The following is a 12,055-nucleotide window of genomic DNA, read 5'->3' as shown; positions in this document are numbered from 1 at the left end:
GCAGCCGCTGCCGACTCTGTCCCGGGAGTCCTCGATGGCGCGGGCGCCGCAGCCGTCCGCGCCCGTTGTCGCACCGACCGCCGAGCCGTCGGGGACCAGCGAGCCGTCGGGTGCACTGCCGACTCCGACCCCCGTCCCGATCGCTCCCGTGGTCCCGCTTCCCGTCGCGCCTGCTCCCCAGGTCGCGACCCCGACACCCCCGGTCGTCCCACCACCACCACCACCACCGGTTCCCCCGGCGACCTCGGTGGCTTCGGTGTCCGAGGAGGCGACTCCGTCTCCGGCCGAGGCGGCGGCACCGGTCGAACCGCCGACGCCGGTCGCCGATCCGCCGGTGGCGCCTGGGCTCGAACCCGCGGCCGCGACGTCGATCCTCGTTCCCGACGAGCGGGACTCCCTCACCGGCGCCGTTGCCATCACCGACTCGGGAACGGAATCCCCCGGCGCACCGAGCAACCGACCCAAGAAGGCCGTGGCGTTGCTCGCGGTGCTGCTCATCGGGCTCGCACTGGGCATCGGCGCCCTCCTGGTCGCTCAGCGCGACGGTGGGGAACCCGGGCCGCTCACCACACCCGACCGCGATCCGGCCCCGACGTCGGTCCCCGACGTGATCGCCCCGACCATCGTCGACGGTGTCGAACCGGTCCCTCCTGGGACCGAGGTGCCCGACACCGTGGTCGACTCCTCGGTGGAGACGGTCGCTCCCGCTCCGCAGACCACGGTCGCCCCCGAGACCACACTGGCTCCCGAGACCACCGTGGTCTCCGAGACCGTGCCGGCCGAGACCGTGCAAACCGAGACCGTGCCGTCGAGCGATCCGACGTTCGAGGTCGACGTCCCCGTCACCGGCGTCAACCCGCCCGTCACGGTGGGTGAAGATGCGGCGCCCGCCGGCGGGCCGGCCGAGTCGACCGCCGTGGTGCGCACCGGGCAGATCCACCTCGAAGGCGCTGTTCCGACGCAGGAGGCCGGCGATGCGCTGGCGGAACTCGCGGCGCAGATCCTCGGGCCCGACAACGTGTTCAACAACTACGTCGTCGACCCCGCAGCAGGTGACCCCAGCCTCGGCAACATCACCGTCGAGGACGCGATCAACTTCGCCACCGACAGCGCGGTGATCCTCGATCCGGACGGTGCGCTGCTGAACCAGGGACTCGCATTGATGACCGTTCGTCCGGCGGTGACGATCACGGTCGTCGGGCACACCGACGACCGCGGCACGGTGGAGGGAAACCAGGCGCTGCCACTCGCTCGCGCCGAATCGGTCACGTCGTGGTTCGTCGAGCCCGGCATCGATGCCTCCAGGATCACGACGTCCGGGGCGGGACAGGACCAGCCGGTCGCCCCGAACGACACGCCCGAAGGCCGACGCGCGAATCGGCGGATCCAGTTCTTCCTCGAGAACCTCCTCACCTGACGCCACCTGACGCCGCCCCGACCGCCACGCTGTCGGGCAGGTTTCGGCGCGACGACGCTGGGGCGCGGTCGCCGGTCGGGCCCGTCGGGTGATCCGCCGGACCCGGCGATTCGGTGACGAAGACGACGCAATGCTTGACAGCGGCGCCGGAAGTCTTTACCTTGACCCGGAATTCGTTCGGCGCCGCTCAGCCAGGGTGTGCTCCGAGCTTCAGAACCTCGATCACGACTCGTCGAGCTTTGCTCCGAGAGCGGTTGATGTTGCATGCCGGGCCTGGCTAGGATCGTCTGTTGCCGTGCGTGTCGTTCCGTTTCACCTCCCTTCGAGTGTGTCGTTGCGCGCCCCGGCCTCTGGCAGCACCCACAAAGGCGTCGAGTACTGGCGTCGAACCCCTTGGAGAGTGATCCGTGGCGACTCGTCCCGTGTCTCGTGAGCGTTATTCGTTCGGCAACCTGAAAGAGCCGCTGGAGCTCCCCGATCTGGTCGCCGTCCAGACCGAATCCTTCCAGCACTTCCTCGACGAGGGCCTGGCGGAGACGTTCCGCAGCATCAGCCCGATCAAGGACTTCTCCGAGAACCTCCAGCTCGAGCTGGAGTTCGACCCGTTCGATCCGGACCTGCGCCCGCCCCCGAAGTTCTCGGTGGAGGAGTGCAAGGAGAAGGACATGACCTACAGCGCGCCCGTCTTCGTGCGCGCCCGGTTCATGAACCGCAACACCGGCGAGATCAAGGAACAGGTCGTCTTCATGGGCGACTTCCCCATGCAGACCGAGAAGGGCACGTTCATCGTGAACGGCACCGAGCGTGTCGTCGTGTCCCAACTCGTGCGTTCGCCGGGTGTGATCTTCGAGCCGGGTGAGCGTTTCCGCCTCCGCAACCTCACCAAGCACCAGCTCGTCAAGGGCACGATCCACCCGTACCGCGGTGAGTGGATGGAGTTCGACGTCGAGCACAAGCCCGGCAAGGACGTCACTGCCGGAACGCGAGTCGCTCGCAAGCGCCGCCTCGGCATCTTCACGATGCTGCGCGCCCTCGGCTACGACGAGATGAACGCCCCCGGCTTCCTCGATCGCTTCGTGTCCCACTTCGACTTCCTCGAGGGTCAGTGGGAGAAGGAGCGCGAGATCGCCCCCACCCAGGAAGAGGCGCTCGTCGAGATCTACAAGCGTGCCCGTCCGGGTGAGCCGCCCACGGTCGAATCGGCCAAGGCCTACTTCCGCAACGCGTTCTTCGAGAGCCGTCGTTACGACCTCAGCCGGGTCGGCCGCTACAAGATCAACCGCAAGCTCGGCGAGGAAGTCGCCATGCTCGACGAGATGTTCGGCCTCGGTGGCCTGCACAACGAGGAAGGCGAGCCGCTGCTCGACTTCCCCGAAGAGGGTCAGAACGTGCTGTCTCGCTGCGAGGTGCTCGCAGCGATCAGCTACATGCTGCACCTCGTCAAGCAGGAGCCCGGCTACCGCCTCGACGACCAGGACCACTTCGCCAACCGGCGAATCCGTTCGGTCGGCGAGCTGATCCAGAACCAGGTCCGCATCGGTCTCAGCCGCATGGAGCGCGTCGTGCGTGAGCGCATGACCACCCAGGACGTCGAGTCGATCACACCGCAGACCCTGATCAACATCCGTCCGGTCGTCGCTGCGATCAAGGAGTTCTTCGGAACCTCGCAGCTCAGCCAGTTCATGGACCAGGTCAACCCGCTGTCGGGCCTGACCCACCGCCGTCGCCTGTCGGCGCTCGGTCCGGGTGGTCTGTCCCGTGAGCGCGCCGGCTTCGAAGTGCGCGACGTGCACTTCAGCCACTACGGCCGCATGTGCCCGATCGAAACGCCGGAAGGCCCGAACATCGGCCTGATCGGCGGTCTGTCCACCTACGCACGCGTCAACGAGTTCGGCTTCATCGAGTCGCCGTACCGTGAGGTCAAGGACGGCAAGGTCACCGGCAAGATCGTCTACATGGCGGCCGACGAGGAAGAGAACTACGTCGTCGCCCAGGCGAACACCCCGCTCAGCGACGATGGTCGCATCGTCGCGCCGAAGACGCTCGTGCGTCGCTCGCCTCAGGCGGCCAGCCTCGAGGACCTGCGCAAGATGCTCGAAGCCGAGAGCTTCTTCGGTGCCACCACCGACATCGGCTACGTGCCGCCGGAGGAGGTCGACTTCATCGACGTCAGCCCGAAGCAGATCGTGTCGGTCGCCACGGCGCTGATCCCGTTCCTCGAGCACGACGACGCCAACCGTGCCCTCATGGGCGCCAACATGCAGCGTCAGGCCGTCCCGTTGCTGCGCGCCGAGGCGCCCTACATCGGCACCGGCATGGAGAATCGGGCGGCGCGAGACGCCGCCGACCTGATCCAGGCGACCGACGAAGGCGATGTCATCGAGGTCAACGGCGACACCATCACGGTGCAGTACAAGACCGAGGGCAAGAAGGTGTACCGCCTCAACAAGTTCACCCGGTCCAACCAGGACACGTGCATCAACCAGAAGCCACGCGTCCGCGAAGGCGACAAGCTCGAGGTCGGCACGATCATCGCCGACGGCCCGTCGACCGATCACGGTGAACTCGCACTGGGCAAGAACCTGCTCGTGGCGTTCATGCCGTGGGAGGGCTACAACTTCGAGGACGCGATCATCCTGTCCGAGCGCCTGGTGAAGGACGACGTGCTCACGTCGATCCACATCAAGGAGCACGAGGTCGACGCCCGCGACACCAAGCTCGGCCCCGAAGAGATCAGCCGTGACATCCCGAACCTGAGTGACGACATCCTCGCCGACCTCGACGACCGTGGCATCATCCGGGTCGGCGCCGAAGTCGGCCCGGGCGACGTCCTCGTCGGCAAGGTCACCCCGAAGGGCGAGACCGAACTGACCCCCGAGGAGCGCCTGCTGCGCGCCATCTTCGGTGAGAAGGCCCGCGAGGTGCGCGACACCAGCCTCAAGGTGCCCCACGGCGAGGTCGGCAAGGTCATCGACGTCAAGGTGTTCAACCGCGACGACGGCGACGAACTGCCCCCGGGCGTGAACCAGCTCGTGCGTGTGTACGTCGCTCAGAAGCGCAAGATCAGCGTCGGTGACAAGCTCGCCGGTCGCCACGGCAACAAGGGCGTCATCTCCAAGATCCTCCCGATCGAGGACATGCCCTACAACTCCGACGGCCAGCCGGTCGACATCATCCTCAACCCGCTGGGCGTTCCGTCCCGGATGAACGTGGGCCAAGTGCTCGAGTCGCACCTCGGGTACTGCGCACGTTGGGGCTGGACGAATCCGGACGGCACCAAGATCGGCGACGACCCGATCCGTGGCACCGAGACCAAGACCCGTCCGAACACCAAGCCGGCGACCTTCGTCGCCACACCGGTGTTCGACGGCGCCAACTGGGACGAGAAGGAGAAGTCGGGCGATCTGCCGACCATCCAGGAGATCCTCGGCGACCTCAACCCCGAGTCCGCCTCCGGCGACCGCCTCGTGGGCCTGAACGGCAAGGTCACGCTCTTCAACGGTCGCACGGGTGAGCCGTACGACGGGCCGATCACGTGTGGCTACATGTACATCCTGAAGCTGGCGCACCTCGTCGACGACAAGATCCACGCCCGCTCCACCGGCCCGTACTCGATGATCACCCAGCAGCCGCTCGGTGGCAAGGCGCAGTTCGGTGGCCAGCGCTTCGGTGAGATGGAAGTGTGGGCCCTCGAGGCCTACGGCGCGGCGTACTGCCTGCAGGAACTGCTCACGATCAAGTCCGACGACGTGTTGGGTCGGGTGAGGGTGTACGAGTCGATCGTCAAGGGCGACAACATCCCCGAACCGGGCGTGCCCGAGTCGTTCAAGGTGCTGATGAAGGAGATGCAGGCACTCTGCATCAACGTCGAGGTGCTCACCGACACCGGCCAGCAGATCGAGATGCGCGACCTCGACGACGAGGTGTTCCGCGCCGCGGAGGAACTCGGCATCGACATCTCGCGTCCCGAGCGTGGCACCGACGAAGACGACGCCCGCCGCGAGCGCGAGAAGGCCGAGCGCTCCGCACGGTACTGAGCCCGTCGTGGTGTGGCAGGGGTCTGACCCACTCCACACCACGACCGGGAACATCATCTCCGAGATGGTGTGGAGTGGGTCAGACCCCTGCCACACCACCTCGATGAACGACTGACAACGCAAGAGCAATCCAAGGGAAGAAGCAACAACATGCTCGACGTCAACATGTTCGACCAACTCAAGATCGGGTTGGCCACGGCCGACCAGATCCGTACGTGGTCCCACGGCGAAGTGAAGAAGCCCGAGACCATCAACTACCGCACGCTGCGCCCCGAGAAGGACGGACTCTTCTGCGAGAAGATCTTCGGGCCGACCCGCGACTGGGAGTGCTACTGCGGCAAGTACAAGCGCGTGCGCTTCAAGGGCATCATCTGTGAGCGCTGCGGTGTGGAAGTCACCCGGAGCAAGGTCCGGCGCGACCGCATGGGCCACATCGAACTGGCCGCGCCCGCCGTGCACATCTGGTACCTGCGTGGCACCCGGTCGTGGCTCGCCTACCTCCTCGCCGGCATCGAGCCGAAGGAGGAGCTCAAGGCCAAGATGCTCGAGAAGGTCATCTACTTCGCGGCGCACCTGGTCAGCTGGGTCGACGAGGAAGGTCGCCACGAGGCCACGGCGAACCTCGAAGCCGAGTACCTCGAAGAGCGTGACGTCATCTCGAAGGAGATGGAACTCGAACTCGACGAGCGCTTCAAGCAGCTCGAGGACGACGTCGCCGCCGCCGAGAAGGAAGGCGCCAAGGCCGCCGACCTCAAGAAGCTGCAGCGCGAGTCCGACAAGGAGATCGAGGCCATCCGCGAGCGCTACGACATGGAACTCGACCTGATCTCGCGTACGTGGGACGAGTTCAAGGGCCTGCACGCCCGCAAGATCATCGAGGACGAACTGCTGTGGCGCGAGATGCGCGACAAGTACGGCGAGTACTTCGAGGGCGGCACCGGCGCCGAGGCGATCAAGCAACTGATCGACCGGATCGACTTCGACGAGGAGGAGATCAAGCTCCGCGAAGCGATCGATCCCGGCGACTCGGGCCGCAAGCCGCTCAGCGCCCAGCGCAAGCAGAAGGCCATCAAGCGCCTCAAGATCGTCACCTCGTTCAACCGTCGTGACGACCACGAGCGTCGGATCAACGACCCGAAGGCCATGATCCTCGACGCCGTGCCGGTGATCCCGCCGGAACTGCGCCCGATGGTGCAGCTCGACGGTGGCCGCTTCGCCACCTCCGACCTCAACGACCTCTACCGCCGTGTGATCAACCGCAACAACCGACTCGAGCGTCTGCTCAACCTCGGCGCGCCGGAGATCATCGTCAACAACGAGAAGCGCATGCTGCAGGAGGCCGTCGACGCACTGTTCGACAACGGTCGCCGTGGCCGCCCGGTGACCGGGCCGGGCAACCGTCCGCTCAAGTCGCTGTCCGACATGCTCAAGGGCAAGCAGGGTCGTTTCCGTCAGAACCTGCTCGGCAAGCGCGTCGACTACTCGGGCCGCTCGGTCATCGTCGTCGGCCCGACGCTGCGTCTGCACCAGTGCGGTCTGCCCAAGCTGATGGCGCTCGAACTGTTCAAGCCGTTCGTCATGAAGCGCCTGGTCGACCTCGAGCTCGCGCAGAACATCAAGACCGCGAAGCGCATGGTCGAGCGTCGTCGCCCGCAGGTGTGGGACGTCCTCGAGGACGTCATCAAGGAGCATCCGGTGATGCTCAACCGTGCACCCACGCTGCACCGTCTCGGCATCCAGGCCTTCGAGCCCGTGCTGGTCGAGGGCAAGGCGCTCCAGATCCATCCGCTCGTCTGTACGGCGTTCAACGCCGACTTCGACGGTGACCAGATGGCCATCCACGTGCCGCTGTCCGCCGAAGCGCAGGCCGAGGCCCGGGTGCTCATGCTGTCGGCGAACAACATCCTGTCGCCGGCGTCCGGTCGCCCGATCACCGTCCCCTCGCAGGACATGATCATCGGTGGGTACTACCTCACCGAAGGCATCGAGGACGCCACGGGCTCGGGTCGTGTCTTCCGCCATCTGTGGGAAGTGCTGCGCGCGTACGAGGAGAAGACCCTCGACCTGCACGCCACGATCGAGGTGCGCACGGGGCCCGGCGAGAAGTTCGCCACGACCCCCGGCCGCGCCCTGTTCGAGGAGGCCCTGCCGCCGGAGTACACCGACCTGTTCGGTCACATCGACCACCTCATCACCAAGAAGGAGATGGGCGTCCTGGTCGAACGGCTGTCGGACAACTTCGACAAGGCCACCGTCGCTCGCACACTCGACAACATCAAGAACCTCTGCTACCGCTTCGCCACGCAGTCCGGCATCACCGTGTCGATCGACGACGTGCGCACCCCGGCTGCGAAGAAGGGGATGATGGAGGAGTACGAGCGTCAGGCCGAGAAGGTCGAGAACCAGTTCAAGCGCGGCATCATCACCGACGGTGAACGGCGTCAGCAGGAGGTCCGCATCTGGACCGACGCGACCGCCGAGGTGCAGGCGGAGATGGAGCTCGAGTTCAAGAAGGTCCAGTTCAACCCGATCGACATGATGGTCGGCTCCGGCGCCCGAGGCAACATGACCCAGATGCGTCAGATCGCCGGCATGCGCGGCCTCGTGGCCAACCCGCGTGGTGACATGATCCCGCGTCCGATCAAGTCGAACTTCCGTGAAGGACTCGAGACCCTCGAGTACTTCATCGCCACCCCCGGTGCCCGCAAGGGCCTGGTCGACACCGCTCTCCGTACCGCTGACTCCGGCTACCTGACCCGTCGCCTCGTCGACGTGGCCCAGGAACTGATCATCCGCGAGATGGACTGCGGCTCGACCCTCGGAGTATGGATCGAGAACATCGGCGAGGACACCGCCAACAAGCGGGCGTACCTCGAGACGAAGCTCTACGGCCGGGCGCTGCTCAACGACACCCCGCTGTCGGTGCCGATGGAGAAGGACGGCGAGTCGTTCTCGATGCTGCCGCGCAACACCATCGTCGGCGACGAGGAGATGGAAGCACTGCGCGACGATCCCGAGATCACCCGCCTGCGGGTGCGCTCGGTGCTCACGTGCGACGCCGAACTCGGCGTGTGCGCCATGTGCCACGGTCGGTCGCTGGCCACCGGTCAGATGATCGAGCTCGGCGAGGCCGTCGGCGTCATCGCCGCTCAGTCGATCGGTGAGCCCGGTACCCAGCTGACGATGCGAACCTTCCACACCGGTGGTGTGGCGGGCAAGGACATCGCCGGTGGTCTGCCCCGAGTCGTCGAGCTCTTCGAAGCTCGTACGCCGAAGGGTTCGGCCCGTCTGGCCAAGGCAACCGGCGTGTTGCACCTGCGTGAGGACGAGGGCAAGGGCATCCCCGTCGTCGTCATCGACGACGCGGGCGAGGAACACGAGACCCTGTTGCCGCTGGGTGCGCGCCCGATCGTCACCGACGGTCAGGACATCAAGGCCGGCGAGCCGCTGGTCGATGGTCCCTTCGACCCGAAGGAGATCATGGAGATCAAGGGCATCCGCGAGACGCAGCTGTACCTGGTCGAGGAAGTCCAGCGGGTCTACCGCGACCAGGGTGTGTCGATCCACGACAAGCACATCGAGTTGATCGTGCGTCAGATGACGCGTCGCATCGGCGTGCAGGAGCCCGGTGGCACCGGCTTCCTGCCCGGCGAGCGGGTCGACTCGAAGCGCTTCCGCGACACCAACCGTCGCATGGTCGAGGAGTCCCTGCGTCCCGCCGAGGGCCGGCCCGAGCTCATGGGCATCACCAAGGCCTCACTGGCCACCGAGTCGTGGCTGTCGGCTGCATCGTTCCAGGAGACCACGCGTGTCCTGACCGAAGCGGCGATCGACGGACGCGGCGACGACCTGATCGGCCTCAAGGAGAACATCATCCTCGGCAAGCTGATCCCGGCCGGCACCGGCATGGCGAAGTACCGCGAGTTCGGCATCGAGGCGCCCGACTACGAGCCGATGACGTACTACACGTCGGACGGCATGGACGAGGAAGACCCCGCAGCCTTCCTCGCCGGCCTGCACGGCACGTACTCGAGCGACGCAGCGCAGGTCCAGACCGAGCCGATCGGTTGACCCACGGCGGTGCGATCGCACCGCCCGAGTGGCCGCTGGCCACCCGACGCACGAACGATCCGACGACGGCCCGGGTGGCGACACCCGGGCCGTCGTCGCGTTCGCAACCGGTTCGCCGATCAGAACGGGTGACGCCGTCCATGTGACGTGAATTGGTGGACAAATGATTGAAGTTTTCACTCTGCGTGCCGAAACAACTCGCATGGCGTCACCCACGATCAGCGTCGACACCATGGAGCCCGAACCCCTGCTCCACGAACTGTTCGACGCCGATGTGGCCCGGGAGATCGTCATGCGCATCTCGCAGTGCATGCACGACGGTGTCGTCCTCAAATCCGGCGATGGATCCGTGCGGTCGCACAACGCCGTGGCGTGCCGCCACCTCCGCGTGTCGTCGTCGAACCTGCTCGGGACGAAGTCACTCGACGCGCAGTGGCAGTGGATCCATCCGGACGGCAGGCCTTACCCGCGCAGCGAACACCCCGGAATGAGGACGCTGCGCACCGGCGTACCGATCGACGGTGACCTGATGGGCGTCCGTGACGGCGACGACGGTGACGTCCGGTGGCTGAGCACCGCCACCATGCCGATCCAACTCGGCGGAAAACGCCACATGATCGTCGTCTTCAACGACATCACCCGCGAATTCGACAACGGCCGCGCGCTGCGGTCGACCCTCGATTCTCTCCAGGCCCGGCTCGTCCCCTCCGAGATGTCGACGATCGAGGGCATCCGACTCGCGGCGACGCACCGTGGTCGTGGTGACGACGACGTCCTGGGCACGGACTTCTACGGCCCCAACGTCGACGGCCCCGACGACCTGTCGTTCTTCATCGGCGACGTCTTCGACCGCGGCACGCCGGTGTCGACGGCCGGCACGCTCGCGCACGCGTCGCTGCGCGCCCTCGGGCCGTTCGTCGACGACCCCGAGGCGATGCTGGCCAAGCTGCACGCCATCGTGGTCGACGACAGCACCGACGCGGCCCCGTCACTGATCCACGGGCGGTTGCGGCGACGCGGCAACCGGCTGGTGATGTCGGTCGCCAGCGCTGGACACGCGCTCCCGATCCTCGTGCGCGACGGGCAGACGAGCGAGATCGGTCGGCCCGGTGGCCCGGTCGGCGCCGCCGACAATGATCGGCGGCCCAGCACCGAGTGGGAGCTGTTCCCCGGTGACCGACTCGTGATGTACACCGACGGGATCACCGATGGCATCCGTCCGCGTCTCACCGCGGCCGATCTGTTGGACCGGATTCCCACCAACGGTTCGATCGACCGGATCGTCGACGTGCTCGGGCGTCTCGTCGACCCCTTCCGTGACGACGGGGCAGACGATGCCACGGTGCTCGGGTTCGAGGTCGAGCGGACGCCGTGGTGAACCATCGCCAGCGGCGCGGGGCGCACAGCACCGTGCTGCGGTCTGCACACGATTCCGACGAAGGAAGTACATCATGATCGACATGTCCCGCCCCCAGGCCGACTGGCTCGCGTCACTCTGTGACGAGGCGATGGCCGTGGCGATCGACGATGCCCTCGCCGATCTGGCCGCGGTCGACTCCGACGCAGCTGCGCAGCTGCGCCGTCGCCTGCTCGCGTGCACGACCTTCGCGATGAGCGACGTGTTCGGCAAGACGGCGAGCCCCGAGGTGCTGCTGCAACGGATCGAACACATCGAAGGCGGTGTGGCCATCGGGTACGAGGCGTTGGCGCGCTTCGGGCGCACGATGGACTCGGGTCGAGTCTTCGCGACGGCAGGTGAGTACGGGCTCGGTGTCGACCTCGAACTGACCACGCTGCGCGCAGCCGTGACTCGCCTCGAGGAGATCCCTGCCCACACGTTCCTCGGCCTGAACCTCTCGGCCAAGGCGCTCGCCGACCCCGGTGTCGAATCGGTGCTCGAGCAGATCGACCTCGGTCGAGTCGTGATCGAGTTGACCCAGCAGACCGAGATCGTCGACGTCCAGGAACTTCGTCGACGCGTCGATCGCCTCCAACAGAACGGTGCGGTGGTCGCCGTGGACGGGGCCGGCACGGGGTTCTTCCAGGGGCCGCGGGTGGCCGAACTGCAGCCGGAGATGATCAAGATCGCATCGGTCCTCGTGGTCGGGTGCGACGCGAGTGATGTACAGAGATCCGAGATCGCCGCGCTGATCGCCGTCGGACGTCGGATCGGCGCCACCGTGGTGGCGACCGGCGTCGAGCGGACGCAGGAACGTGACGTGGTGGCGAGTCTCGGTGTCGACGCCGTGCAGGGCTACCTCATCGGTCGACCCGCCGTCGCAGCCCAACTCGACATGGTCGGAATCTGAGCCCCGGCCCGACGACCCCATCGCCCCGTCCACCAAATCGGTGAGTTCGGGTCGGCCCACCGGCGAGGGAGTCTCACCGGTGCTGTCGGGTCGTCCGCAGCGGTGAGTCTGGGTCGGGGTGGGGGCGAGGGAGTCTCACCGGTGCTGTCGGGTCGTCCGCAGCGGTGAGTCTGGGTCGGGGTGGGGGCGAGGGAGTCTCACCGGTGCTGTCGGGTCGTCCG

At 66.6% G+C, this 12,055-nt stretch carries 5 protein-coding genes; all 5 read left to right on the top strand.

The window, feature by feature from the left end; translation table 11 throughout:
- Positions 1 to 1,417 (top strand): OmpA family protein (locus ABJK40_RS13460; protein WP_348510317.1); only part of this gene is annotated, 1,417 nt, incomplete at its 5' end.
- A gap of 407 nt (positions 1,418 to 1,824) precedes the next feature.
- Entirely contained in the window at positions 1,825 to 5,454 is a 3,630-nt protein-coding gene (locus ABJK40_RS13455; protein ID WP_348480103.1) for a DNA-directed RNA polymerase subunit beta, read from the top strand.
- 150 nt (positions 5,455 to 5,604) lie between these two features.
- A complete protein-coding gene (locus ABJK40_RS13450; protein WP_348480101.1) occupies positions 5,605 to 9,525 on the top strand; it encodes a DNA-directed RNA polymerase subunit beta' in 3,921 nt (1,306 codons plus the stop codon).
- 202 nt (positions 9,526 to 9,727) lie between these two features.
- Positions 9,728 to 10,903 carry a SpoIIE family protein phosphatase gene (locus ABJK40_RS13445; RefSeq protein WP_348510316.1) on the top strand — a complete coding sequence of 392 codons (1,176 nt, stop codon included), beginning with the start codon at positions 9,728 to 9,730 and terminating at the stop codon, positions 10,901 to 10,903.
- A gap of 73 nt (positions 10,904 to 10,976) precedes the next feature.
- Complete coding sequence (locus ABJK40_RS13440; protein ID WP_348480099.1) at positions 10,977 to 11,834, top strand: EAL domain-containing protein; 858 nt, start codon at positions 10,977 to 10,979, stop codon at positions 11,832 to 11,834.
- The last annotated feature ends 221 nt before the right edge of the window (positions 11,835 to 12,055 follow it).

This window comes from Ilumatobacter sp. (genome assembly GCF_039969435.1).
GTDB lineage: Bacteria > Actinomycetota > Acidimicrobiia > Acidimicrobiales > Ilumatobacteraceae > Ilumatobacter_A.
Note: the sequence above shows the minus strand (reverse complement) of the source record. Positions and strands in the feature narration are given on the sequence as shown.